17 protein-coding genes and 2 pseudogenes are annotated in these 25,932 nt (G+C 57.1%); 9 read left to right on the plus strand and 10 right to left on the minus strand.

The features are described 5' to 3' along the window. Positions 1-41: 41 nt before the first annotated feature. Together MET49242_RS20490 and MET49242_RS20495 are read right to left on the minus strand one after the other, a co-directional pair. Positions 42-3,200, minus strand: coding sequence for an efflux RND transporter permease subunit (locus MET49242_RS20490; RefSeq protein WP_036285731.1), 3,159 nt, complete (start codon positions 3,198-3,200; stop codon positions 42-44). Positions 3,201-3,212: 12 nt separating this feature from the next. Beyond that, positions 3,213-4,307 (minus strand): efflux RND transporter periplasmic adaptor subunit, encoded by a 1,095-nt coding sequence (locus tag MET49242_RS20495; RefSeq protein WP_144259727.1) that lies wholly within the window; start codon positions 4,305-4,307, stop codon positions 3,213-3,215. 337 nt (positions 4,308-4,644) lie between these two features. On the opposite strand from MET49242_RS20495, the gene MET49242_RS20500 reads away from it, so the two are divergent. Together MET49242_RS20500 and tnpA are read left to right on the plus strand one after the other, a co-directional pair. Further along, the gene (locus MET49242_RS20500; protein ID WP_036288949.1) at positions 4,645-6,657 is read left to right on the plus strand and encodes an adenylate/guanylate cyclase domain-containing protein; all 2,013 of its coding nucleotides are present in this window, start codon (positions 4,645-4,647) and stop codon (positions 6,655-6,657) included. A gap of 337 nt (positions 6,658-6,994) precedes the next feature. Next, a pseudogene (gene tnpA / locus MET49242_RS20505) lies at positions 6,995-7,372 on the plus strand (IS200/IS605 family transposase). A gap of 190 nt (positions 7,373-7,562) precedes the next feature. On the opposite strand, the gene MET49242_RS20510 reads toward tnpA, so the two are convergent. Further along, positions 7,563-8,906 (minus strand): IS1380 family transposase, encoded by a 1,344-nt coding sequence (locus MET49242_RS20510; protein WP_036285733.1) that lies wholly within the window; start codon positions 8,904-8,906, stop codon positions 7,563-7,565. A gap of 160 nt (positions 8,907-9,066) precedes the next feature. On the opposite strand from MET49242_RS20510, the gene MET49242_RS26690 reads away from it, so the two are divergent. Continuing rightward, complete coding sequence (locus MET49242_RS26690; protein ID WP_371212558.1) at positions 9,067-9,237, plus strand: helix-turn-helix domain-containing protein; 171 nt, start codon at positions 9,067-9,069, stop codon at positions 9,235-9,237. A 186-nt stretch (positions 9,238-9,423) separates the two neighbouring features. Next, a complete protein-coding gene (locus tag MET49242_RS20515; RefSeq protein ID WP_036285735.1) occupies positions 9,424-10,533 on the plus strand; it encodes an IS110 family transposase in 1,110 nt (369 codons plus the stop codon). Between the two features lie 284 nt (positions 10,534-10,817). Here the strand turns inward: MET49242_RS20515 and MET49242_RS24530 are convergent. The 4 genes and pseudogenes from MET49242_RS24530 to MET49242_RS20535 all read right to left on the minus strand — a co-directional run bounded on the left by MET49242_RS24530 (position 10,818) and on the right by MET49242_RS20535 (position 14,151). Next, positions 10,818-11,837: pseudogene (locus MET49242_RS24530) on the minus strand (IS66 family transposase). 67 nt (positions 11,838-11,904) lie between these two features. Next, positions 11,905-12,261 carry an IS66 family insertion sequence element accessory protein TnpB gene (gene tnpB, locus MET49242_RS20525; RefSeq protein ID WP_036285737.1) on the minus strand — a complete coding sequence of 119 codons (357 nt, stop codon included), beginning with the start codon at positions 12,259-12,261 and terminating at the stop codon, positions 11,905-11,907. Continuing rightward, positions 12,258-12,692, minus strand: coding sequence for a transposase (locus MET49242_RS20530; protein ID WP_036288951.1), 435 nt, complete (start codon positions 12,690-12,692; stop codon positions 12,258-12,260). The genes tnpB and MET49242_RS20530 overlap by 4 nt, the downstream gene beginning before the upstream one ends. 349 nt (positions 12,693-13,041) lie before the next feature. Continuing rightward, positions 13,042-14,151: an IS110 family transposase gene (locus MET49242_RS20535; protein WP_036285735.1), complete on the minus strand. Its 1,110-nt coding sequence runs from the start codon at positions 14,149-14,151 to the stop codon at positions 13,042-13,044. Between the two features lie 1,150 nt (positions 14,152-15,301). Here MET49242_RS20535 and MET49242_RS20540 point away from each other — a divergent pair. Next, a complete protein-coding gene (locus tag MET49242_RS20540; protein WP_256378622.1) occupies positions 15,302-15,892 on the plus strand; it encodes a class I SAM-dependent methyltransferase in 591 nt (196 codons plus the stop codon). A gap of 11 nt (positions 15,893-15,903) precedes the next feature. Continuing rightward, positions 15,904-16,746: a hypothetical protein gene (locus tag MET49242_RS20545; RefSeq protein ID WP_036285742.1), complete on the plus strand. Its 843-nt coding sequence runs from the start codon at positions 15,904-15,906 to the stop codon at positions 16,744-16,746. A gap of 821 nt (positions 16,747-17,567) precedes the next feature. Here MET49242_RS20545 and MET49242_RS23600 read toward each other — a convergent pair. Together MET49242_RS23600 and MET49242_RS23605 are read right to left on the minus strand one after the other, a co-directional pair. After that, positions 17,568-17,819, minus strand: coding sequence for a transposase (locus MET49242_RS23600; protein WP_051134358.1), 252 nt, complete (start codon positions 17,817-17,819; stop codon positions 17,568-17,570). 33 nt (positions 17,820-17,852) lie between these two features. Further along, complete coding sequence (locus tag MET49242_RS23605; protein WP_051134359.1) at positions 17,853-18,389, minus strand: helix-turn-helix domain-containing protein; 537 nt, start codon at positions 18,387-18,389, stop codon at positions 17,853-17,855. A 187-nt stretch (positions 18,390-18,576) separates the two neighbouring features. Here MET49242_RS23605 and MET49242_RS20555 point away from each other — a divergent pair, with 187 nt between their 5' ends. After that, positions 18,577-18,987 (plus strand): hypothetical protein, encoded by a 411-nt coding sequence (locus MET49242_RS20555; RefSeq protein WP_036285743.1) that lies wholly within the window; start codon positions 18,577-18,579, stop codon positions 18,985-18,987. Beyond that, complete coding sequence (locus MET49242_RS20560; RefSeq protein WP_051134360.1) at positions 18,984-21,962, plus strand: glycosyltransferase; 2,979 nt, start codon at positions 18,984-18,986, stop codon at positions 21,960-21,962. The genes MET49242_RS20555 and MET49242_RS20560 overlap by 4 nt, the downstream gene beginning before the upstream one ends. A gap of 810 nt (positions 21,963-22,772) precedes the next feature. On the opposite strand, the gene MET49242_RS23610 is transcribed toward MET49242_RS20560, so the two are convergent. Continuing rightward, entirely contained in the window at positions 22,773-23,132 is a 360-nt protein-coding gene (locus MET49242_RS23610) for a hypothetical protein (RefSeq protein ID WP_051134361.1), read from the minus strand. A gap of 311 nt (positions 23,133-23,443) precedes the next feature. Here MET49242_RS23610 and MET49242_RS20570 point away from each other — a divergent pair, with 311 nt between their 5' ends. After that, positions 23,444-25,774: a glycosyltransferase gene (locus tag MET49242_RS20570; RefSeq protein WP_036285745.1), complete on the plus strand. Its 2,331-nt coding sequence runs from the start codon at positions 23,444-23,446 to the stop codon at positions 25,772-25,774. Positions 25,775-25,932: the final 158 nt, after the last annotated feature.

The following is a 25,932-nucleotide window of genomic DNA, read 5'->3' on the forward strand; positions in this document are numbered from 1 at the left end:
TTCATTGCGTCACGATTTTCCGGATCTTTTGCCGCGCGTTCTCAATGGGCTTCGGGCGGATCGCCTGGCGCCTCCGGGGCGACGGCCGGAACTTGTTGTCCACGGATTCGCTCGCGCAGCGTCTGGATGATGACGTAAAGCCCCGGGATCAGGAAGACGCCGACAAGGCTCGCCGCCAGCATGCCGCCAAATACGGAGGTGCCGACCGCACGTTGCGTCGCGGCGCCGGCGCCCGTCGCCTTCACCAGCGGCACGAGGCCGAGGATGAAGGCGAAGGAGGTCATCATCACCGCGCGAAAGCGCAGGCCCGCGGCTTCGAGCGCAGCGTCACGTATGGAAAGGCCGGCGCGGCGTCGCTCCATGGCGAATTCGACAATGAGAATCGCGTTCTTTGCAGCGAGCGCGATGAGCACCACAACACCGATCTGCGCAAACAGGTTATTGTCCAGCCCCGTGAGTTTCAGCGCCAGCATGGCCCCGAAAAGACCCACCGAGACTGAAAACAGCACGGCCGTCGGGATCGACCAGCTTTCGTAGAGCGCGACGAGAAAGAGGTAGGCGAAGAGGACGGCGAGACCGAGAATGCGGCCGGTCTGCCCGGCGGCGGCTTTTTCCTGAAGCGCCGTGCCCGTCCATTCATAGCCAAATCCATTCGGCAGATTGTTCTTCGCGACTTCCTCCATAGCGGCGATCGCCTCGCCGGAGGAATATCCCGGCGCCGGGCCGCCATTGAGCGTGACGGAGCGCAGATTGTTGTAGCGCACGATCGACGCCGGCGCGTTGACGAGGTCAATGTCGGCGACGGCGCGCAGCGGCACCATTTCGCCCGACGCGCCGCGCAGTCTCACGCGGAAGATGTCGTCCGGCGTCATGCGGTTCGAGGCGTCAGCCTGCGCCTTCACCTGCCATGTCCGGCCAAAAAGGTTGAAGTCGTTGATATAGGCGCCCCCGAGATCGGTCTGCAGCGCATTGAAAATGTCGGCGGGCGGAATGCCAAAAGTCTGCGCTTTTTCACGATCGACCTTGACGAGGATTTGCGGCGTCGAGGCGCTGAAAGTGGTGAAGACGCCCTTCAGTCGCGGATCCTGACTGGCGGCGATCATCAGGCCGCGCGCGACCGCCGCGATTTCATCAGGCTTCGCGCCCGCGAGACTCTGAAGCTGGAACTCGAAGCCAGAGCCTGTGCCGAGACCCATGATCGGCGGCAGGTTGAAGGGAAAGATATTCGCCGCCGCCACGCTCTGGAAGGCCGCGCGCAATTCCGCAAGGGCGGCGAAAGCCGACATGGACGGATCCTTGCGCTCGGCGAAAGGTTTCAGGGTGACGACGAAAAAGGCCTTGTTCGACAAGGCGAGGCCGTCGAGCAAGCTCTTGCCGGAAACCGAGAAGACGCCCGCCGCCCAGGGCTTCTGCATGATGATCTGCTCGACGTCCTCCAGCACGGCCGTGGTGCGAGAGACCGAGGCGGCGTCGGGGAGCTGGATCTCGCCCATGAAGGCGCCCTGATCCTCGTCCGGGAGGAAGCCGGTCGGAACGATCTTTGCGAGCGCGCCCGCGCCAATCGCGAAAAGCAGCACAATGGCGCCGGAGATCAGCGCTCGATGCACAAGGGGACGCGCCATTCTGACATAGCCGTCGCGTGCGGCGTCGATGCCGCCCTGAAGTTTCGCCATCACGCCAGTCGGCCGCTCGCGTCGCTTGAGGACCAGCGAGCAGAGCGCCGGCGAGAGGCTGAGCGCCGCAATAGCGGAGATGAGCATCGAGAAGCAGACGCTCACCGCAAATTGCTTGTAGAGCTGGCCGGTGATGCCCGGGATGAAGGCCGTGGGCACGAAGACCGAGAGCAGCACCAGCGTAATGGCGATGATCGGGCCAGTGATCTGCCCCATCGCTTTTTCGGTCGCCTCCGCCGCCGTCAGCTCCGGATGGTGTTCCAGCACATGTTCGACATTCTCGACCACCACGATAGCGTCGTCGACCACGATGCCGATGGCCAGAACGAGCGCGAGCAGCGACACTGTATTGAGAGAAAAACCCAGCGCCAGCATGACGGCGAAGGCGCCGATGAGCGCCACCGGCACGGCGACGATCGGAATGATCGTCGCGCGCAGGCTGCCGAGAAACACGAATACGACGACGCCGACGAGCACGAAGGCTTCGACAAGCGTGTGTTTCACCGCTTCCATCGTCTGTTCGACGAAGACGGTCGTGTCGTACATCACCTCTGCGGTGACGCCCTCGGGCATGCGCGGCTTCAGCTCCTCCAGCACCTTTCGCACGCCATGGGCCGTCTCGATGGCGTTGGCGCCCGGCGCCTGGTAGACGCCGATGCCCGCGGCCGGCTTGCCGTTGAAGCGGGTAGCGGAGTCGCTCACCTTCGCGCCGAGTTCGACGCGCGCGACGTCCTTGACGCGCACCAGCGCGCCTTCGCCGCTCGCGCGCACGATAATGTTCTCGAAGTCCTCGACGGAGGTCATGCGGCCCTGCGCCGTGAGATTGATCTGGAAATCGACGGAGTCGACCAATGGGGCCGCGCCGATGCGGCCGACCGCGGCCTGCACATTCTGCGCCTCGACCGCCTTGACCACGTCCGCCGCCGTGAGTCCGAGGCTCGACAGCCGGTCTATGTCGAGCCACAAGCGCATGGAGTAATCGAGAGGCCCGAACAATAGCGCCTCGCCGACGCCCGGCACGCGTGCGAGCCGATCGAGCGCATTGATCGTCGCATAATTGGACAGAAACAGCGCGTCCTTCGATCCATCCGGCGAATAGAAGGTGACAACCTGCACCATCGCGGCGGAGCGCTTCTTCACCGTGACGCCGAGGCGTTGCACCTCCGGCGGCAATTGCGCGATGACCTGATTGACGCGATTGGTGACATTCACCGAGTCGAGATCGGGATTGGAGCCAACCTCGAAGCTGACGAGCAAGGTATAGCTGCCGTCGGCGCCGGAGGTGGACTTCATATAGATCATTTTTTCAACGCCATTGACGGCGGGCTCGATGATCTGGGCGACGCCCTGTTCTACCGCGCTGGCGTCGGCGCCCGGATAGACCGCCGTCACCTGCACCTGCGGCGGCACGATGTCGGGAAACTGCGCGACCGGCAGGGCGAAATAGGCGATGAGTCCCGCTACCGTGATGACGATGGAGATGACGAGAGCGAGTCGCGGCCGACGAATGAAAACGGAGGAGAGCATGAGCGGTCTCCGTTACTTCGTCGCTCGCGGCGCCATTTGCGGCGTCACGGTCAGCCCCGGCTTTACGCGCTGCTGACCCTGCACCACGACGCGCTCGCCAGCGTTCACGCCCTCGGAGACGGCAATATAGCCCTCGCGCTGATCCGTGACTTTGACGGGACGCCGTTCGATCTGGTTCTTGTCGTTCACGACGAACACGTAAGGCCCGGCCTGATCGGAGGCGACCGCCACCTGGGGAACAGCGACGACCCGCGTCGCGGCCGGCTGCTCGACCATCACCCGCAGGGTCTGACCGTCGGTCAAAAGATGGTCGTGATTCTGGACAGTGGCGCGAACGATCTGTCCATCGGTTCTCGGATCGACGATAACGTCGAGGAAGTCGAGCTGCCCGAGGTCTTTCAGAAATGTGCCGTCGGCGAGCTTCACGAACACCGTCGAGTTGCCGCCCTTGAAGCCATTGCGGCGCGCCTCGAGAATTTCCTTCTGGCTGACCGGGAAAAGGATCCGCACTTCCTCGTCGCGGACGATGGTGGCAAGCACGCCGGAGTCGGGGCCGACCAGATTTCCGGGCGTGACATTCGCGCGACCGATCCTTCCATCGATGGGGGAGACGATCGTCGTATAGGAGAGATTGATGCGCGCGAGGTCGAGAGCGGCCTTGGCTTCTTTCACCTGTCCCGCGGCGCGCAATTCATCGGCGGTCAGCCGATCGACTTCCGCCTCTGAAATCGCCTTCGTCTTCACGAGCGCCTTGGCGCGCCGCAATTGCTGTTCGGCGTTGGCTTGCGCCGCCTGCGCCTGGAGAACCTGCGCTTCGCGTTGGGCGACGGTCGCCTCATAGGGAGCGCGCTCGATCTCGAACAGGACCTGGCCGGTTTTCACCTTGTCGCCGTCCTGAAAGCGCCGGGGCCCGAGCTGGCCTGTCACCCGAGCCCGCAGTTCAACTTTTTCGAGAGACTCGACCCGGCCGACAAAATCCCTTTGACGCGCGAGCGAACGGAGTTCCGCCGCCTCGACCAGTACGGCGGGCGGCGGCGTTTCGGCGGCAAAGGCCGGCTCGACGAGGAGCATAACGCCAAGCAGATAAAAAAGGGCAGGGGTAGACATGATATCCTCGCGCACGGGTGCGTTCCTCGTATCCCGCGACCGTCCAGCGTCGAGCGCTCATGTTGAAATTTGGCGGGACCTGTTTTGCGCGACTATCTTTACCTTGGGGCCGCGTTGCAAGCCCCCTCTCCGTCAGCGCATGCCGCGGAGGCCACGTCGAGACAGACCGGGAATTGCGGTTGAAAGACTTCGCCTCCCAACCCGCCCCTCGCCGAATCCATGAGGAGAACGCCGAGGGAACCGTGGAAACGTCGAAAGCATCGCTTGCCCGGATGGGCGCAAAAATGAAATTTGGTATGCTCTGTCGAAATGCAGGGTGAAAAACGCGAGTATGTACATGTGGCCTGTCGAACTTAGCTTTGCCTCCCGCCTCGTTGCGCTGGTCGCCGCAATGAGCGTTAGCGCAACGCTGATGTCGTCTGCTCTCCTGTCGTGGTCCTATTATCGCGCCACCCTTGCAGAAGCTGAAGTCCAGGGCGAGAGCGTCGCCCGACTCCTGGCGAGAAGCGCCAGCCTCGCGCGTGAGCTTCCGCTCGAAGTGGAGCAGATGCTGTCCGAGCATATGGTTGTCACGGCAGAGCTTCTGGCGCAGTTTGTCGCCGCCGCGGAAAAAGCCGGCATGAGCGCAATCGAGATAAACAATCGGTTGACCGCCATCACTGGCAAGACAATTCTCGACGAGTTCTGGGTCACCGATGAAAATGGCCACGCCTATATTCATAAGAACGAACATAGTGATTTCGCATTCAGTTCTTCGGCTCTGGAACAGCCGCAGGCATACGAGTTTTGGGACTTGCTGACAGGCCGCAAGAACGTAATTGTTCAGGAAGCCCGAAAACGTGAAATTGACAACGAGAAGTTCAAATATGTCGGTGTAGGCGGCGTCGACAAGCCCCGCATCGTTCAGGTCGGCTATAATGCAAAATATCTCGGCGCCCTCACGGAACAGATTGGCCTCCCGCGCGCCATCGACAATCTTCTTGGCACTGGTGAGATCGACGCGATCTTCGTTTTCAACAAGGATTCGGACTTGATCGCGAGCCCAAAAACAGCGCGCAAGAAAGTCGGGGACGACCATTTGAGCGAGCAGGAGCTGCTCCCGGTTCGCGCCGTCATCGAAAGCGGAGTACCGCGATCGGTAAAGAGTAACGACACGCTCAGCGTCATCTCTCCAATAAACACTGATGAGGGCGCTGTAATTGGGGCTGCTCTAATCCGAATTCCGACCAATCGTCTCAAAAACATCATTTCTCTGCAAATCGAAGCAGCCCTCGGGATTGCGGCGGCGATTACTCTAATCGGAGCCGCCATGGCCGCCTTGATCGCACGGCGGCAGACGGCGCCGGTTGTGGCGATAACGAATGCTGCGCGCAATGTCGAACGCCGAGCCTTTTCGGCGGGCGAACTTTCAGACGTTGAAATACGCAATGATGAAGTGGGACAGTTGGCGCGGGTCTTCAATAAGATGGCCCAGGATTTTCTCGATCGCGAAAAGATCCTCGATTCGGTCGTAAAGGAACGAACCCTCGCTCTGGAGGAAAGAAACACAGAGCTGGAGAGGCTTTCGGCCCGTCTTTCGAAATATCTTTCGCCCCAACTGTATGGAACTCTGTTCAGGAACAACCAGGTCTCGTCGATTTCGGCGAAGCGGAAAAAGTTGACGATCTTTTTCTCGGATATCGTCGGCTTCAGTGAAATGACGGAGCGGCTGGAGTCTGAAGATATTACACGAATGCTCAACGAATATCTGAACGAAATGGCCATCATCGCTCTGCGGCACGGCGCAACGATAGACAAATATATCGGCGACGCTGTGATGATCTTTTTCGGCGACCCAGAGACACGAGGCGTCAAGGAGGACGCGCTGGCTTGCGTCTCGATGGCGATAGAGATGCAATCGATGACACGTCACCTCGAGAGCAGATGGCGCCAGCAGGGTTTGGACAACCGGTTCCAGATACGTATCGGGATCAACACAGGATATTGTACAGTTGGAGATTTCGGAAGTCAGGAACGCATGGATTACACGATTGTAGGCCATCAGGTTAACGTCGCGGCGCGGCTCGAGCAATCCGCCGCCCCGGGCACGATCTTGATATCTCATGAGACAATGTCGCTCGTTCGAGATGCGATAGAAGCAGAAGAGCAAACTATACTGCATGTGAAAGGAATCAGTGCGCCGATTCGCACATACAAAATAACACGAATGAAAAGCGCGGATGCGTTGGCTCTTATTCACGAAGAGCGCGAAGGGCTTCTCGTGGCGGTCAATCTTGCGACGGCGGACAAGGGTGAGGCAGTCCGAATACTCCAATCAGCGATTGAGCGCATGACTTCTGACGCAGAATGAACAATGTATTATGCATTGGCTTCGCGTCCCATATCAGGTTTCCTGGCGTCAGCGGGCAGGTATAGTCGTATCTAACGTGCGGCGCATGAGATTATTAAAGGGCTCAACATTTAATATGAATGCGATGTGCGGTGCCGACTGACGTTACTACGCCAAAGCGCTAAAACGAAGTGAGAGCTCCCCCGGCTTTGCCGGGGTCGCAGTCGCAGCTTGACGTTTTCGGAAGTCCATCGAGGACATTTCCTCTTGCGGGCCGCCAAGCACACGACGAGGAAATTCCACGATGGACGAGTATTAGAGCCTAAGCCACACGAAATGGGACTGCAAATGCCATGTCGTGTTCATCCCGAAATATCGCAGACGAATGCTTTAGGGTCGTCTTCGCCCGCGTCTTGGTGAGGTGTTCAAGAGGCTTGCCGCACAAAAGGAAAGCCGGATCGAGGAGGGGGATATTATGCTCAACCATTTCCACACGATGCTCGCGATCCCGGCGAAATATGCGGTTTCCCAAGTGACGGGATACATCAACAGCAAGAGCGCGATCCATCTGACGCGGGTCCATGGCGAACGCAAACGCAGTTTCGTTGGCGAACATTTTTGGGCGAGGGGATATTTCGTTTCGACGGTCGGCCGGGACAAGGAACTGATGCGGGAATATATTCGCAATCAGGAACAGGAAAACGCGCGACTGGATCAGTTGACCCTGTGGCACTGAGGCTTCGTAGCCGCCTTTAACCCGTCCTATTCGCACAGCCGACGAGCTTTGCTGAGTTTTTCCGCGACATGATCGTGGACGCGGGTTCGCTTTGCGCTTTACCGTTGAGTGAGGTCCGGACTTTTTGAACGCGTTGGAGATGAAAGGACGGGCTATCTGGGGCTTCCGGACGTAGTCTCGGCCCCGTCGTTCACGGTCCTGCCGGCTGCAACGCGCCGGCCAGACATCGGAATAGCTCGGCTTGCGGGCAGGCGCTGGCGAGCGCAAGGCTGATGCGGGTTGCGGTCTCGACGACGCGCGCGCCGATCTTTAGCAGCTTCTCGCGCAAGGTGGCAAATTCAGCGACGGCGAGCGGATGAGGCTTTGGAATGGCGTCGCGCAATTCGGGCATCAGCCAATAGGCGGCTGTATGCAGGAAGAGCCGCATCTGATTGGCGAGCGGCTCCCGGCAGGAGGCGCCATCCGACGCCAGCTGGCTCTTGTGCAATTTGATCAGATTTTCCATCTGGCCACGCGCGCAATAGAGCGTGTCGTAGATATGTTCGGCTGAGCCCGTCGTGATGTTGGTGACAACGTAGCGGACATCCAGCCCCATTTCCGTCGCTTCGATGCGGGCGCAGACGCGGCGCTCGGCCCGCCAGGATTTGGCGGCGTAGTGCGTTTGCGCATAGTCGCGCAGGACGACCAACTGTTCCAATGCGCGACGGGTGCGGATGTCGTCGGCCTTTTCTTCGACGGCGGCGGCGAGAAGCCTATTGCCAGACAGGCCGAAAACATAATCGAGGCCATTGTCCTCACACCAGTCCATCACCTCGTGGCGGCCGTAGTGACCGTCGCCCCGAATGGTGATCCTGGTCGTCGGCCAATGGGCGCGGATGCGGTGGACGATCCGGCGCAAATGACCGCGCACTTCCTTGCCGGTCGGCGTCTTTCCTGGACGTAGAATGATGGCGACAGGGCGTCCGGTCGCGGTGTCGTAAATATGGATCGGCAGGAAGCAGCGCTCGTCGTAATGAGTATTGAACAGCGACAGTTGCTGATGCCCATGCACGATGTTGCAAGTGTCGTCGATATCGAGCGTGACGGCTTTCGGAGGCGTGGCGTAGCTGGCGCAATAAAGATCGATCAGCACGCCGCCGAGCTTCACGATTTCGCGCAAAGCCGGCGCATTCTCCCAACGCGACATGGTCGGGTGCGAGCACAAATCGTTCCCCGTATCGGGCAAGCGCCCGCAAGCGATCTTGAAGACCGGATCCTTGCGCAGATGATCGAGATCGTCCGCATCCTCGTAACCGCAAGCAATAGCGAGAATGCGCGCAAGAAAAATGCTGGCGAGCGAATGGGTGATCAACAAAGGATTACGCGGATCGGCAATGACGGCGGCGAGCTTGTCGGCCAGACCCGGACGATGCTCGGCTTGCCCCAAAAGCATCACCCCAGCATCCGAGGTGATGCGTCCACCGTCGAAGGCTGCAGTGATCTTCTTGCGGCCAACGGCTGGAAACGAGAACGGGAGGGGGATACCTTCGGTCATGGCGAGTGTGGCTGCGATGGCGTGAGGGATCAGCGTAAGAAACTAATGTATACGCTAATTCAAAATCCTACGCTACGCTCGCCAACCCAAAATGACCTCATCGCTGAATAAGATGGGTTAACGCTGAGTTCGTCAGGCAGTATGGTGTAACCATTCATTCATAACTGAACATCGCATGAGATTTGCTCGTGACTGTGTAAAGCAGACAGACTTGCCGTTGAAGATAATGGCCGAGCGCGCAGGGTACTCTCACGTGAATCACTTCAATGCGGCGTTCCGGCGATTTTTCGACCACCCGCCCGGAACTCTTCGACGAAACAAGAAGAAATGAAAGGGCAATGATCAATGACACCCGTTTGTAGGATAGCGAGGGTCCGGATGAATGTGTAATTTGCGACTGCGAGAGTAGATTGTAAGGCCGTATGTCCGCTTCTGCGACTGAGGTAGCTCGCTCTACGCTGTGCGAGCGAGGGTTGCTCGGTGTTCCGAGCCGAGCCTCAGCGCAGGAGAGCGAGCCATGGAGCGGTCTACAGAAATTTTTGTTGGGATCGACGTTTCGAAGGCGCGCAATGCGATTGCCGTCGCCACGGAGGGACGCAGCGGCGAGGTGCGTTATGTCGGTGAAGTTGACTCCTCCGTCGACAGTATGCGTCGCTTGATCAAGCGCATTACCGCCAAACACCCGCAGGCACATTTTTGTTATGAAGCCGGACCGACCGGCTACGGCCTGCACCGGCTCATCATTTCCATGGGGTTCGCTTGCTCCGTCGTGGCGCCCTCGCTCATTCCGCGCAAGCCAGGCGATCGGGTCAAGACCAACCGGCGCGACGCCGTTGCGCTCGCCAAGTTGCTTCGAGCCGGGGAATTGACTGCTGTGTGGGCGCCGGACGAAAGCCATGAAGCGATGCGCGATCTGGTGCGCGCTCGATCCGCCGCGGTTGAAACACTGCGTGTGCATCGTCAGCAGGTGAGCGCATTCATGCTCCGTCACGGTCGGATTTTTCCGCGCAAAACGACTTGGGGCGCTCGTCATCTTCGTTGGCTGCAAGAACAAAAGTTTGATCATCCAGCCCATCAGATCGCGCTGCAGGAGATGGTCGAAGCCGTGAGAATCTCCAAGGAGCGCGCGGAGCGGCTCGAGGCGGCGATCAAAGAGTTCATACCCCAATGGTCGCTGGCGCCTGTGGTCCGGGCGCTCCTGACATTACGCGGGATTGATCTGCTTGTGGCAGTCACCTGCGCCACGGAGCTCGGTGATTTAAGCCGTTTCGATAATCCGCGTCAGCTTATGGGCTATCTCGGCTTGACCCCGAGTGAACGCTCGACGGGTGACACGGTTCGTCGCGGCGGCATCACCAAGGCCGACAACGGACGTGTCCGGCATCTGCTGATTGAAAGCGCCTGGACCTACCGTCATCCGCCAAGGGTCGGAAAAGAGAAGCTCTACAAAATTGAAGCCGCGCCGCCGCGCGTAAGGGAGATCGCGTGGAAAGCGCAGAGTCGCCTTACAGCTCGCTATCGCGCACTCAGCGCACGCGGCAAAAAGACAACCGTCGTCTGCGTTGCAATTGCGCGGGAACTCGTTGGCTTCATGTGGTGCATCGCAAAGGAGGCGCAAGTCGCCTAAGCGACGGTTGATTGTCCGCTCGCGCATGGGCGGGGACTGGATCACGGCAGGGGAATACCCGTCAGACGCTTTGTGGCCGGCGACAGCCGACGCCCGATGTAAGATAGGGAAAGCCCCAGACGCATTTTCGGGAATGCGGTAACCAACCCGCGCATAAGAGCTTGATCACCGACGTCTTTCAGATCCAGTCCCTACCCCTGCGCGATAACCTTCCCTTGACGCTGCTGCCCGTGGCGCGAAGTCGCTCGTCAAAATTGTTGACTGCGGACATAAGAGCGCTGCTTTCAGGCCACGTCTCTGAGGTCGGTGTGCGGGGCGTAGGCCCAGGGCATGAACTCGTCGAGCTTGCTCATGAGATGGCCGTTGACGATCTTCGTGAGGACGTCGGCCATGTGGGCCTGCGGATCGACGCCATTGAGTTTGCTGGTCTCGACGAGCGAGGCGGCGATCGCCCAATTTTCGGCCCCGCCGTCGGAGCCGGCGAAGAGCGCATTCTTGCGATTGAGCGCGATGGGGCGAATGGCGCGCTCGACGATGTTGGAGTCGATCTCGATGCGCCCGTCGTCGATGAAGCGCGTCAGGCCGTCCCAGCGCGAGAGGGCGTAGCGGATCGCCTCGGCGAGCCTGGTCTTCTGGCTGATCAGCGCGAGCTTTTCACGCAGCCATGGCTCGAGGGCGTCGAGAATGGGGCGGGATTTTTCCTGCCGCGCGTCACGACGCTCGTCGGGGCTGCGTCCGCGGATGTCGCTCTCGATGGCATAGAGGGCGCCAATGCGCTTGAGCGCTTGCGTAGCGATCGGCGCCGCGCCAACGGCGGCGAGTTCATGGAAGCGCCGGCGGACATGCGACCAGCAGAAGGCGAGCGACACGCTGTTCTTCGGCGCCAGCGCGCGATAGCCGGCATAGCCGTCCACCTGCACGACGCTCGGAAACATCCTCGCCGATCTTGTGCAGCAGTCCCTTGCAGCAGAGACAAGTCTTCTCGTCGATGTCGACGATGGTTTCGATGCACGGCAGATGCGCCGGCAGCGCGCGACGGTTCGTGCGGCGCTTTCTGGCCGCCTTCTCGCGTTCGGCGGCGGATGTTGCTTCCGTCGCCGCCGCCGCGCCGGCCTCCGTCTGCTCGACCTCTTCGTGCGCCAGCAGCATCTGGCCTTCGGGAAGCGTTCTGCGCGCCGTCCGAAGCGATGGCGCTGCATCTCCTTGATGATCCGAACGAGGCGCTCGTTGCGCGCCCGCTCGGCGAGAAGCATCGCCTTCAGTTCGCTCGGATCGTCGGGAAGCGTCTCGATCGCCTGCGCCATAACCGCAGAAGATCATATTCTCCGCCGCCTTTCGATACGCTTCGACGCCCCGATTCACTGTGTCGCATCATCCCGGCAAGGCCGGCGCCGGCGTCTCTTTCGCGCAGTGGACGCGTCGCCAGTCGAGCCCCTCCAGCAGCGCCGAAAATTGCGCCGCCGACAGACGCATGACTCCGTCTTCGATCTTGGGCCAGCGGAACTCCCCGTCCTCCAGCCGCTTGGCGAAGAGGCGCACGCCCGCGCCGTCCCAGAAGACCAGCTTGATGCGGTCGGCGCGCCTGGCGCGAAAGACGTAGATCGCGCCGTCGAAGGGATCGCATTGCATCGTCTCGCGCACCAGCGCCGCGAGACCCTCCGCGCCTTTGCGGAAGTCGACCGGCTTCGTCGCCACCATCACGCGCACCGCGCCCGTCGGGCCGATCACTTCGCCCCCGGCGAGGTTCGCAGCGCGCGAAGGATCGCCGTCGCCATGCCGATGTCCGCGTCGCGCCAGATCCACACATGCGTCTCGCCGATCTCGATCTCCACGACCGGAGCGGCGGCCTCCGTTTTCGGCGCAGGCGCCGGCGCGCGCACGGCGGCGCCGCTGTTCTCCGTAATCGCCGGAACAAATGGCGGGACGCCCTCCGCCTCAGCCCTGCGGCGCGCCTCCCTTCGCCAGGTGAAGAGTTGCTGTGGCGTCGCGCCATGTCGATGCGCGACCTGCGAGACGACCGCGTCGGGAGCCAGCGACTCTTCGACCGCCAGCGCCTTCTCGTCCTCAGACCACCGGCGCCGCCCGCCAGCTCCAGTGATTACCTCGATGCGCCGTAACCCGGAGCCGTTCGGCTCAAGCGAAGGATCAAGTCTGGACACAAGCCTTATCTCCAAATCAGGAGATCAGACTCGTCGCTTTAATCTCGCGTTTGAAGGTGGGGCCGTAACAGCGCTCTTATGTCCGCAGTCAACAATTTTGACGAGCGACTTCGCGCCACGGGCAGCAGCGTCAAGGGAAGGTTATCGCGCAGGGGTAGGGACTGGATCTGAAAGACGTCGGTGATCAAGCTCTTATGCGCGGGTTGGTTACCGCATTCCCGAAAATGCGTCTGGGGCTTTCCCTATCTTACATCGGGCGTCGGCTGTCGCCGGCCACAAAGCGTCTGACGGGTATTCCCCTGCCGTGATCCAGTCCCCGCCCATGCGCGAGCGGACAATCAACCGTCGCTTAGGCGACTTGCGCCTCCTTTGCGATGCACCACATGAAGCCAACGAGTTCCCGCGCAATTGCAACGCAGACGACGGTTGTCTTTTTGCCGCGTGCGCTGAGTGCGCGATAGCGAGCTGTAAGGCGACTCTGCGCTTTCCACGCGATCTCCCTTACGCGCGGCGGCGCGGCTTCAATTTTGTAGAGCTTCTCTTTTCCGACCCTTGGCGGATGACGGTAGGTCCAGGCGCTTTCAATCAGCAGATGCCGGACACGTCCGTTGTCGGCCTTGGTGATGCCGCCGCGACGAACCGTGTCACCCGTCGAGCGTTCACTCGGGGTCAAGCCGAGATAGCCCATAAGCTGACGCGGATTATCGAAACGGCTTAAATCACCGAGCTCCGTGGCGCAGGTGACTGCCACAAGCAGATCAATCCCGCGTAATGTCAGGAGCGCCCGGACCACAGGCGCCAGCGACCATTGGGGTATGAACTCTTTGATCGCCGCCTCGAGCCGCTCCGCGCGCTCCTTGGAGATTCTCACGGCTTCGACCATCTCCTGCAGCGCGATCTGATGGGCTGGATGATCAAACTTTTGTTCTTGCAGCCAACGAAGATGACGAGCGCCCCAAGTCGTTTTGCGCGGAAAAATCCGACCGTGACGGAGCATGAATGCGCTCACCTGCTGACGATGCACACGCAGTGTTTCAACCGCGGCGGATCGAGCGCGCACCAGATCGCGCATCGCTTCATGGCTTTCGTCCGGCGCCCACACAGCAGTCAATTCCCCGGCTCGAAGCAACTTGGCGAGCGCAACGGCGTCGCGCCGGTTGGTCTTGACCCGATCGCCTGGCTTGCGCGGAATGAGCGAGGGCGCCACGACGGAGCAAGCGAACCCCATGGAAATGATGAGCCGGTGCAGGCCGTAGCCGGTCGGTCCGGCTTCATAACAAAAATGTGCCTGCGGGTGTTTGGCGGTAATGCGCTTGATCAAGCGACGCATACTGTCGACGGAGGAGTCAACTTCACCGACATAACGCACCTCGCCGCTGCGTCCCTCCGTGGCGACGGCAATCGCATTGCGCGCCTTCGAAACGTCGATCCCAACAAAAATTTCTGTAGACCGCTCCATGGCTCGCTCTCCTGCGCTGAGGCTCGGCTCGGAACACCGAGCAACCCTCGCTCGCACAGCGTAGAGCGAGCTACCTCAGTCGCAGAAGCGGACATACGGCCTTACGGCGCCGGCATCGGTCGCGCGCCGTTTCCGCAGGCCCGCCGGGGGTGGGAATTTCCCTATCCCGCCGATGAGATCCGTCAGCGGTCGCAGTGAAGATGAGGTTCATAGACCCATCCCCGTTTGCCCCCCTCGAGCGGAGCAACATCAACCCATAGGCTCGAGTCAACGTATGTCTTATCCGGAATTTCAGCCGGGGGTGCGCTGATCACGCGGCGATCGTCCACCCGAGGCGCTCCGTGTGACAAGGAAAACAAAGGGAAATCAGAGCCATCTGCGCTTCGTTGAGCAAAAACAAATCGCCCGTCAACGCCTCCCTGTCCGGAGGCCTCGAATCACATCTCAAGCAAAATTGATGGGTCCCGAGCCTGACGCGAAATGGCGGCTGAATATCAGAATATATAATAAAAACATTACGCTATAAAGCTAAAAATTACTTGCTCGGCGTCTGCTTCAATTCTGAAAAACGCGCAAGCAGTGGGCAGATGTCGCTAACGAAAGGGCTGTGTTTCGACGTTTTCTGGCTTGTCCTGCGACCTGCATGCTTGGGGGCGGTTCAGCGGCCTCAAACGGAACCCCGTTCACCATGACACGGGGAGAAGTTGCCGGCCTTCGCCATCAGACTCAGGCCGAGGCTATTGCGGCATCCAAAGGCGGCGTATGCTTTGCGGGTCGTTGACATTGGACACGAGAATCGTATTATCGTTCCGGCACAACGAAGTTTCGGTTGAGCCCCCACAAGGAATCTTGCTGAAGATACATGGTAACTGATCGGGACATCGACGCAATAGAAAGATAATTTTGAAGCTATTGCGCGTAGGATATCTAACCGTTTACCTTCGAGTTACCTGTTGGCCGAGCCACTAAACTCTTACGGAAAGTTGAATAAGGGCGTTATGCAACCTCCTGTAAACGCTTTGACCGAACGGTATGCCATCTATGACCAAATCGACCGTATACCGGGTTGGCTTAATAAGACGACAGCTCACAGAACGATGGTATTCTCCGCTGGTAGGCCGAACAAGGTATCACGGGAAACCTTCTCGAGATAGGTGTTTTCTGTGGCAAATACTTTGCGGTTTTGGTCAATTCCGCGATAGCAACCAATTCTACCGCGCTGGGTATTGATACGTTCCAGTATTCGGCGGAGCAGCGCGTGGTGGATGAGCTTGGTAGGGTATTCGGCCCTGACGGCAAAAAGTCCTTCGCGATTTGGCGGTGGCAATCATCCAGCGTGACGCCGCACGAGATTGCGGCGGCCATCCAGCAGCCCCGCTTCATTAGCATCGATGGGGCGCATGACTTCGAAAATGTGTATCGTGACCTTCTTCTTTGCGAGCAGGTTCTGGGATCTGAAGGCCTCATCGCCGTGGATGATTTCCTCAATCCGCTGACTATTGGCGTTAGTCAGGCTGTAAACGCATTTTTGAGCACGCCGCGCGCTGTCGTCCCTGTGGCCTATATTTCCAACAAATTGTTTCTCGCGCACCGATCAAACGAGGACCGGTACCGGTCCGCCATCGAGAGCATGATCATGGAAGGTGATGAGCCGCAAAGCGTGAACTTCCGCACGAACATTCAGAAGGGCAGGCATAACGTCGAGCAGGACTTCCATGGCCATAAGATCGTCCTTTCATAGCGATTGAGGTCATGAAACCGATTCTGTACCTTCACGTTGGTGTACATAAAACCGGCACCACGGCGATACAAAAGTTCCTCTTCGACTACGCTGATCGACTGAACGAGGCTGGCATCTTCCGTCCGGTCACGGGCGCGCTCGATAACGCCGTGAGCTGGGGTCATCATGAACTCGCCTGGACGCTTCGGGATGGAGACAAAAGCGGCCTCTGGCGCAAGGCGCGCATGGAAATCGCTGGCAAAAAAGCAGTCGTTAGCTCCGAAGAATTTTGTCTTATTCGCGGCGCCCATTCCTATGCCCCTGTGAGGGATGCTTTTGACGGATGGTCGATTCGACCCATCTGTTATGTGCAACGTCAGGATCAACTGCTCGAGTCAATATATAACCACCATGTCAAGTCTCTCGGCGAAACCGAAGACATACAAAGCTTTGCCAAGAGGCTTGGAAGGCGATTGGACTACAAGCAATTCATCGACACCCTTGAAGGGGTCTTTGGGCAAGGTTCCGTAACGGTGCGCGTTTATGGCAAGCGCGAGTTCGATGATCTCTTTGACGACTTTCTCCTCCAGCTTGGCGTGATTGGCGCAGGTTGGAACCGGCCTGCCACCGCAGTGAATCCGGGTCTCTCTTCCGACGGCGTGCGTCTCATGCTCAAGGCAAACCGGGCTCTAAAAGACGCGCCAGACGCGTTGAAGCGATCTCGCGCCCAAATCATGCGCGAGCAGAGCGCACCGGCATTTGCTGCTTACGACATCCTCAGCGCGGACGAGCGGGAGCAGTTGATGAAGCGCTTCCAAGCGGATAACGACGAAATCGCATCCCGATTCTTGGGACGAAGCCGCCTCTTTGACTGAGGTGGGGCGGGGCCTTGACACTTCGCAGGCTGATTATGGCAAAGCCATCTTCAGCAAGTGCGGATGACGGTGACCGCCTATAACTTTGGTGGATTGCGAGGCGCTGTGCGACACACGTCCCGTTGGATAGGCTCACTATTCCCCCTCCCTATGGGGTCTCTTGCCCTCAAAGGGCCGCAATAGGCCAGGATTTTAACCGAAACGGGGCTTTTTCGTTGATCAAACAGAGTGTTCGGGCGCGATGTGCTTCACTTCAGAACCCTCGGACAGCGACGGGGTTCGCGGGCGTGAAGCACAGTTGAGGAGCTCACAAGGTTCCTCGAGCATAATACTTCGGGGCGACAGCAGCATTTTTTACGCCGACGCCAAGCGATTTTTGTTGCCAATCAATTGAAAATGCAGAGGCTTGTTGATATCGCCAAGTTGTGGCAATAAAGAATCCGTGTTTGGGAGGACTGGCAATGTGCCGACTAAATTGGCGCGCAACCAAAAGACCGCTTCATTGAAGACGCTCCTATGCATTCAGGCCCTTTCATGAGTCGCCGGTTTGTGTTGGATGCGCCCAAAAGGATCCCTTCCCTGGAAGCGATCTACAAGCGCCCGGGATCACTGGTGCGCGAAGCACGATTTGAGCCGTTTCTGGTGAAACTTGGACTTTGTCCATCCGAGCCGTCCGTCGTTTTGGTTGCAACCGACGGTCAATGCGTCGATATCAGCGACGAGTTCCTCGACGCTGGTGAAGGAGGGCCCGTCGAGCGATTTCCGGGCCGGAATCGAGAATCAGATTTCGATCTGATCGAGCCGGGAGGCAGGGTAGGTCTTTAATGGAGATACAGGTTCTTGTGGCGCTTCAGCCACATGTCGCGCCAGGGCTTGTGTGTGGATAGATTGTCGAGGATCACATGGATTACTCGCTCCGGATACGCGGCGACGAGATTGTTCATGAAGTTGAGGAAATCGATGCGCCTGCATCTTTTGTAATGGCGGCAGACAACTTCGCCGCTCGAACGATCGAGGGAGGCGAACAGCATAGCGGTCACATGGCGCTTGTAATCATAAGGTTGTGCGGTCATGACGTGACTATTGGGCTGCTTCGAATAACCCTGCTAAGCGTCGAGCGTCTGGATCGACGTGCTTTCGTTGACCGCCAGCGCGATGGCGTTCCTGGGGGGCGCCATGTAGAGCCCGATGATTTCGGCCGCCTTGCTAATGCACTCGGGGTCGTTGCTTTCGCACCACGATTTGCGGCCGGACACGTAGATATCGTCGGCGCGCAAGTAGCGCCAAACATTTTGCGCGCGCACATCGCCGAGCGCTCTGGCGATGAGTGGTCCCGTCCAGTTGGCGTAGCCCTCCGGCGGGTTCGCGTCGCGCAGCGACCGAATGCGGCGGTCCGTCTCGACCCCGTATTCGGACTCGGCGCCGCGCTTGCCAACCTCCGAAAAGCCAGCGAGGCGGTTCCTCGCATAGCGCACGGGCCACTTCGACGCCGTTCCGGTCGTGCAACCGAGCGCGCGCCCAATCACCCGCGTCGCCGCGCCATCGACAGCTCTCAGCACGATTTGCGCCTTCACTCGCGAGCGGCGTTCCGTCCTGATCGAGCGCGCCAAGCCCTCCAGTTCGGCGCGTTCATCACAAGGCAACGTAACCCGCGTCGCTCCATAAAGGTTGTCGATGCAGCCTTGAATTACTTCTCACCGAAGTGCGACAGTGGCTACTAGTGCGGGGTCCCGCTATGGCGGCGCGTGACGCCGATCAAATTCCACTAGAGGAATTTGCGGAAAACTAGCTGAGCAACTCGGATGCGTCTTACCTTGGAGGAGATCGCCAGTGATATTCACTGAATTAAATAGACTTTATGCCAAGGTCGTCTATGGGGACAAGCAGCCCGAGTATATCGTTCCTGGCTATCTGTTCGAAATTTTATTGAATGCGGCCGTGTCTAGCATAAGAGTCGACGAAGACTGGTATCTAGCGCGATACGAGGATGTCGGACGCGCAATTGAGGCTGGCTTTGTAAACAGCGCAGCCGAACACTATCGTCTCTATGGCTACAAGGAGAACCGGCAACCCCGGCCGATCAAGGTCGATGAGGATTTTTATCGACAGCAATACCCGGATATCGTCGCTGCGATCGAGGACAACATATTTGAATCGGGACAGCAGCACTTTGAGCGGTCAGGCTTCGCAGAAGGACGACTCCCCTACCCGAATTTCTCTTTGTTCCGAGGTGACCGATGAGCAAAGCTTACTGGCGTAAACTTCTTGGTTTCGTCAATTCTTCAGGAGCCGAAGTGTTGGTCGTCGACGAGAAGTTCTATCTCGCGGCATACCCTGATGTCGTTGCGTCAGGGATATCTGCACACGATCACTTTCACAATTATGGTTGGAAGGAAGGCCGAAATCCCGCCTCCTGCTTCCACACGTTATATTATGCAAAAAAGAATATGCCGGGTGGCCAACTTTCTATGAATCCTCTGTTGCATTACGCGCAACTTGGAAAAAAGACTGCCACTGCTCCAAAAACGCCGGCTGAATGGCTGGAAATACAAAAAAAAGAAATTGCCTATCTTTTCGATGAAACATTTTACAAGCGACAATATGGGCCTATGCTCAGCTGGCTTGAGCCTATTGATCACTACTTAGAATCCGGCTGGAAGCAGGGTTTCAATCCTCGAGAGGATTTCGACACGCAACAATATGTTGCGCTCAACTCCTTTCTTACCAACTCAGATATCAATCCATTTTATCACTTCATCGTAACCGCAGAAAATTCGCGCACGCAAGCAGCGTCGTCGACACAAATGGGCGGCGACCAGGAATCAGTCGCAAGAGAAGCCGAAAGGATGGAGCTGATAACGGCGATTGCTCCACATTTCGATGCGCGATTTTATTGCGATGAAAATCCAGACATCGCAAGGGCTAAGGTTAATCCGGTCAGTCACTACGTTGACTATGGCTGGAAGGAAGGGCGTAACCCAACTGCGTATTTTTGGACTAATTATTACCTGTCCAGCCATCCCGAAGTTAAGTTGGCGGGCGTGAATCCATTTCATCACTATCTGCGCCATGGACGGCAGAATGGCTTGAAGCCCAATCCTATGGGTGTGGAACGATGGTCGCGTCCTGTCGCCCCCACGGACGAACAATGGGCAAAGCTGGCGCCCATGACAGACCAAGAACACCTCAATGTAAGCGTAATCGTGCCTGTCTATAAAGGCTACGATGATTCTTTGGCCGCGATTTATTCTGCTCTTTGTAATCCGCAGAAATGTAAATTTGATCTTATTGTCGTTAACGACAAGAGCCCCGAGTCAAACCTGACGGAAAAGCTGCGGGCTTTGGCGCAGAAAGGCTTGTTCGTGTATGTCGAAAACCCCGAAAACCTTGGTTTCGTAAAGACCGTCAACAAGGCATTGCAAATGCGGCCACACAATGACGTGGTCCTGCTCAACGCAGATACGCTCGTCTATGGCGATTGGCTCGACCGCCTGCTTCAACATGCCAAGAATGATTCGAGAGTTGCGACTGTGACGCCGTTCTCCAACAACGCGTCAATTTGCAGTTATCCCGATACGAATCGTGCTAATTTTCTTGCACTCGAGTGCACATTAGAACAACTTGATGAGTATGCGAGCGTTTCTAATAAGGGACGAAGCACGCGCGTGCCGACGGGCGTCGGATTCTGTTTCTATATGCGTAGATCCGTTATCGATGAAATCGGCGATTTCGATCTCGTTTTCGGCCGAGGCTATGGCGAGGAGAACGACTTCTGTATGCGCGCCTTAAAAGCCGGTTACAAGAATCTATTCGCGCATGACGTTTTCGTCTATCACAGTGGTCAGGTCTCCTTCAATGAGTTTCGTGTAGAGGAGTATGAGCCCGGTCAACTTGCTCTCGCAAGGAAGCATCCGGACTATCAGTCTCAGGTCAGCGCGTTCATCCACGCCGATTCTGCGCTCGACGCTCGTATGCGACTCGATCTTTATCGATTAGCGCGTCATATCGGCCCTCGTTCCGCGGTCCTTATCACGATCGAAAGTAGCGGCGGCATTCCGACCCATGTAGAACGCCTCGCTGAGCGGCTCGAAGAGTCCGGAATGACGACGGCGTTGCTTTACGTCAAAAATGATACCGCCACTATACGTCTGTTCGATCAAGGCAAGAATATCTACTTACCTTCGCTCAGCCCGGTTAACATAAAGGCCAATGTGAACCTCATCGCAGAGTTTCTCGATTGGCTGAATCCTGAAATTGTCCACGTGCATTCGTTTGCGATCGTTAATTGGACTTCAGCGAATCTTTTGATGAAGATGCTTTGCGACAGGTCGGGCCCGTTCTTCGTTACACTGCATGATTATGACTCGATCTGCCATCGTCACCATATGGTGGATCGAGAAGCTCGCTATTGCGATGTCATGACATTAGCCGATTGCCGGATTTGTGTACGAAATGACAATGCCGCCGTAGACGTCGTCGATCCCGCGGAACGAAAGGAGGCATATCGATCGTTTTTGAAACACGCGCACCAGGTGTTCGTGCCTTCGGAGGATACTCAAAAGCGGCTATCCCACCATTTCCCCGGCCTATCGTTCGTCGTTCGTGAGCATGAGGAATCGTTTACCGATGTCGCCTTTCTTTCGCCTCACGCCGGACGCTCAACAATTCGTGTCGTAACGATCGGCGCTATCGGAGCCCACAAAGGACGCGATGTGCTTTACTCCCTGGCGCTCGATGCAAAACTGCGCTCTTTGCCAATCGAATACTATATAGTGGGCTACTCTTCGAGCGAAGAAAAAATGCGCGAAGTAAATGTTGTGGAAACAGGGCGCTACAGTACGGTCGCCCAGTGCATATCGATGATCGAGAAGCTTGAGCCTGATTTTGCGCTGTTCCCGTCGATCTGGCCAGAGACCTATTGTTATTCGCTTTCCATCGCCTTCGCTCTCGGACTTCCACCTTTGGTGTTTGACATCGGCGCACAGGCAGATCGTGTCAAATACGAGGACTTCGGAGTGGTTTTCGATTATGCGCTCATTCGCAACCCTGTGGCTCTAAACGACGCAATTCTTAAGCTGAACGTGTCCAATGAGTGGGCTAAGCGGCACGCCTGCACATTTCGAAGCTACAGCAATTTCCTAGAGTCTTACTATGGCCTCAATCCGGGAAGCTCCAGAGAGAACCTGCTGTCAAATTCGGAGGTTGTCCGGCAATAATTTGCTACTTGGGGGCGACTCCCTCCAGCGATAGGGCGCGCCTTTTTGCGGGTGACACTTGGAGAAAGAATCGAGACCAGCGCTAACGATTTTTGGAAGGACGAATTTGGGCGGTAAACCAATGGTCGTGTACGTCTGGACGCTGCGATCAAGATCGTCCCTGGTGTTGCATGGTCGACATGCGTCCGGTAGGCGAATAATGCCGCCTTGAGGCGTATCGTGGGCAAATTCTCCATGGTTCACCCCCGATGAAGAATGAACTGATCCGCCTCGAAGTATGTCTTTGGGCATGAGCTGGAGAGCGAGTATGGGGGCGAGGCGTCCTGCCGCAGCGGACTTTTATTCTTCCAGGCAGTGCGCCGAGGCCCATTGTTGACATAAAAAATATTATTGCTTGAAATCGTGTAATTCTATGTGATACTGAGGAAGGTGGAGACGGTCGAGCTTCAATAGCTCTTCGTGCAAGGCCATAGCCTTGAGAAGGAAACGCGCGGTCATGAATACGGGCGGAGGCTCATTCCGAAGCTCAGGTTTGGCCGACAGTAATTATGTAGCAGCCTGTGTGGCGCGGGCGATGGAGAAGACAGGGCGGAAGTCGGCTTGACGCGATTGGCGTAAGTTGAAGCGAAGGACGAGCTCGTCCAGATAGCTTTGAAGACACTGATCCCGCATCCCACGATAGAAGATGAGCGCCTAGATCTTCGGATTAGAGACGACGCGATGGATCCACGGCAAAACAACATGGGCGGCCATCACGCCTGCTACATGGGTCCCGCGATCGACGCCGGTCGCCTCCGGATAAGCGGCTCATCAGTCAGTCTCGATGGTCGCGCCTTGCGCCAAATTTACGTCGACGAAACCATGCAACGACGCTGCGAAGTAGTTCGCGACCTTCCCGAGACGGGTGCGCCCCGGACCTTCAGATTCGATCTCAACCGCGGCGCCGAGAAGCATTTTGTCCTGACGAGGGCGACCGCGTCCGCCCAAGAACAGCTCGTTCGTTCCCCGCAAGGGGGGAGTCGCCTCATCGACATCGACCATCCCCGCAGGCGAACGGGGATCCCGAGCGCTCATGGCGTGGCGCAGCTGGGCGGCAACGACTTTATACCAGCCCAACGCGAGTCGCCCTTGCAATTGGGGCAAGGAAATTCCGTCGGAATCGGTGCGCATGAAGTAGGACGCCCAAAACCAAACGATCAGCGGCAGTTTCGCGCCGTGCAGGATCGTCCCCGGGGTGATGGAAATCGGTTTGCCGCAGGAGGCGAATTCCTAAGGGAAGGACTTGCCGCCGTTCGCCAAAGCGGCGCTGAAAATCGATGAGCGAGGTTTTGAAATTGGCTGTGCCGCTTACTCGGGCGTCAAATTATGTCCCGGATATGTTCGTGCCTACAGCCGGGGTGTCTGTTGCTCAATATCTGGTAGTTCGGCGCCTGAGGGATTGTCGTCATGGGCGACTCGGCGCATGTTCGATGTTGCCATAAATGACGACGCAATACTCAGTGAGAAGCGTGATAGCTTACATCGCCTATAGGCAGATGATTGAGGTTGACGCCCTCATCAAGGATGGCTTTGATCCTGTTTTCTATCGATTTCTTTATCCAGATCTCGAGCATCTCGATGATGAAAAGTTATTAGCTCACTATAATGAAATTGGATGGCGAGAGTATCGCGACCCGTGCGCATGGTTTTCGACCGCTTTTTATTTGAAGCGCTATCAAGACGTTCAGGGCGCCGGATTAAATCCATTCTACCACTATCTCACGCACGGAAGGGGCGAAGGAAGGCTGCCCAGCAATATGCGCGCTAAACGGCCTGCCTCTTCCAAGCGATTGCAGGTCTCCGTGATCGTTCCCAATTTCAAGAACGCCAGTTTGCTTGAGCAGCACATCAATTCAATTGCTATACAAGAATGGTCTCCTGTCGAAATAATAATTTTATACGATGCATCCAGCGACGGCCGCCATGAGGTCATCGAGCGAGCAACGAAAGATCTCGCAATTCCTGTGAAGTTGATCGTGGACGACGCGCCTTCAGGAAATATTTTCCATCAGTGGGAGAAAGGCGCAACACTCGCGAATGGGGACTTATTGTGGTTTTTCGGCACAAACGTTGAATGCGACAAAAAGTTCCTCGAGACTCTTGCGCCGTATTTTAGCGATTCAAGCGTCATGATCGCTTTTGGCGCGTTTGATCAGCCGTCATCCGAGGGGCTTTTTAGCTCAGAGTCGGACAACTACTGGGGAAGGGTCGAGCATGGACTAGGAAAAGAGCCGCGCATCGACGCTGCGTCCGCATGGTTCAAAGGTCCGTTCGGCATGCAGAACCTTATCGATAGCGTGGGTGGATGCCTCATTCGAAAGCAGACGTTAGAGAGAGAGGTGTGGGCTGATGCCCAAACATATAGTGTGTGCGGCGAATGGTATTTGTACATGCATTTTGCGCGCGGTGGGCGAATCGCTTTCGACCCGAGAACTGTTACTCGCTTTCATTCGCAGGTCGACAATTCCTCCCGTGGTGAAACTCATAGCGCTGTGTTTTTCGAGGAGCATTTTCGTATCGCGCTCGAGCTCCAACGACAATTTGGCCTCAGCCAACCGGCTGTCTTCGCGTTTTACAGGCGCGTCGCGGGTCTTTTCTATGCTGAATTCAAGAAAGAAGCAGAACGAAATTTTTCGAAGGTCTTTCATTTGAACACGATTCTGAAACAGCGTCGGGAGCGACGTCATGTTTTGATGATCATTATTGGGTTCTTCACCGGGGGTGGGGAGATTTTCCCTATCAATTTGGCGAACGCGTTCGTCGAACGTGGCTATACAGTATCGGTCATGACGTTGACCGAGGCGGGTGAAAACGAAGAGATTCGAGGGCGTCTCGACTCACGAATTCCTGTTTTCGAGCGGAAGCTGATCGAAGATATTGGCTTCGATCGCTTTCTCGAAAGCCACCAAATCGATTTGGTTCACACTCATTACGTCTCCGCCGACGTGGATTTTCACAGGGCTATCCAGAAGCAACAATTGCCTTATGTTGTGACCCACCACGGATCCTATGAGATTTCCGATATCGATCCCGAAACCTTAAAGTCGATCATGAACGCGGTACGACATTGGGTTTATATTAGCGAGAAAAACCTCTCGACGCTCGACGCTCTTGGTCTCGATCGAGCTTTGACGACCAAATTGCCAAACGCAGTGCCTGTTCGCGTTGCGACTTTCCCTTACACGAGAGAATCTCTCGGAATCGAAAATAATGCTTTTGTTTTCGGCGTAGCTTCGCGCGCCATCCAGTCAAAGGGATGGAATATCGCCGTGGAAGCTCTCGAGAAAGTACGAGCCGAAAGTGACGTCCCTGTATACGTTGTGTTGTGTGGAGAGGGGCCGCATTACCAGCATTTTCACGACGCCTACCACAAGAGGCCGGGCGTCATCTTTCTTGGGTACCAACGCGAAGTCATGGCGTTCTATGACATGTGTGATTGCGCGCTGCTGCCCACGAGATTTGCCGGAGAGTCATATCCACTTACAATTGTCGAGGCGATTATGAAATACAAACCCGTAATCTCAACTGATATTGGAGAACTCCGGCTTATGGTTGAGGCCAATAACATAACGGCGGGCATTCTCGTTCCAAATTTGGAAGATGACGACGCTTTTGTCGCAAAGCTTGCCGAAGCAATGCGTGCGATGCTCGACGCCGATAATTATGTGCGATTTGCCCGAGGAGCGCAGGAAATGTCAGCGAAATACGACTTTGCCCAATTGGTTCGTGATTATGAGGCGACGTACCGGATCGCCGGATTAGCAGCCCGATGACGAGGTTGTTTTTGGTTGATTGGGTTAGAGCCTGTTTGGAAATCGAGGTTTGCGGGGATTCCCTTTTCGCTGCGCCTATGATTAACACTTTGGATGTGGTGACCTTGCCCCCTTGAACGCCCTCGTTTTGAACTGGAATTCAAAGCGAGGAGTAAGAG

This window comes from Methylocystis sp. ATCC 49242 (assembly GCF_000188155.2).
In the GTDB taxonomy this organism is placed as follows: Bacteria; Pseudomonadota; Alphaproteobacteria; order Rhizobiales; family Beijerinckiaceae; genus Methylocystis.

What these genes read in the sequence shown, in the direction of transcription:
- MET49242_RS20490 (WP_036285731.1), bottom strand. Translation starts at nt 3,200, where the DNA reads ATGCTCTCCTCCGTTTTCATTCGTCGGCCGCGACTCGCTCTCGTCATC.
- MET49242_RS20495 (WP_144259727.1), bottom strand. Translation starts at nt 4,307, where the DNA reads ATGTCTACCCCTGCCCTTTTTTATCTGCTTGGCGTTATGCTCCTCGTC.
- MET49242_RS20500 (WP_036288949.1), top strand. Translation starts at nt 4,645, where the DNA reads ATGTGGCCTGTCGAACTTAGCTTTGCCTCCCGCCTCGTTGCGCTGGTC.
- MET49242_RS20510 (WP_036285733.1), bottom strand. Translation starts at nt 8,906, where the DNA reads ATGACCGAAGGTATCCCCCTCCCGTTCTCGTTTCCAGCCGTTGGCCGC.
- MET49242_RS20515 (WP_036285735.1), top strand. Translation starts at nt 9,424, where the DNA reads ATGGAGCGGTCTACAGAAATTTTTGTTGGGATCGACGTTTCGAAGGCG.
- MET49242_RS20535 (WP_036285735.1), bottom strand. Translation starts at nt 14,151, where the DNA reads ATGGAGCGGTCTACAGAAATTTTTGTTGGGATCGACGTTTCGAAGGCG.
- MET49242_RS20545 (WP_036285742.1), top strand. Translation starts at nt 15,904, where the DNA reads ATGAAACCGATTCTGTACCTTCACGTTGGTGTACATAAAACCGGCACC.
- MET49242_RS23600 (WP_051134358.1), bottom strand. Translation starts at nt 17,819, where the DNA reads ATGACCGCACAACCTTATGATTACAAGCGCCATGTGACCGCTATGCTG.
- MET49242_RS20560 (WP_051134360.1), top strand. Translation starts at nt 18,984, where the DNA reads ATGAGCAAAGCTTACTGGCGTAAACTTCTTGGTTTCGTCAATTCTTCA.
- MET49242_RS23610 (WP_051134361.1), bottom strand. Translation starts at nt 23,132, where the DNA reads ATGCGCACCGATTCCGACGGAATTTCCTTGCCCCAATTGCAAGGGCGA.
- MET49242_RS20570 (WP_036285745.1), top strand. Translation starts at nt 23,444, where the DNA reads ATGACGACGCAATACTCAGTGAGAAGCGTGATAGCTTACATCGCCTAT.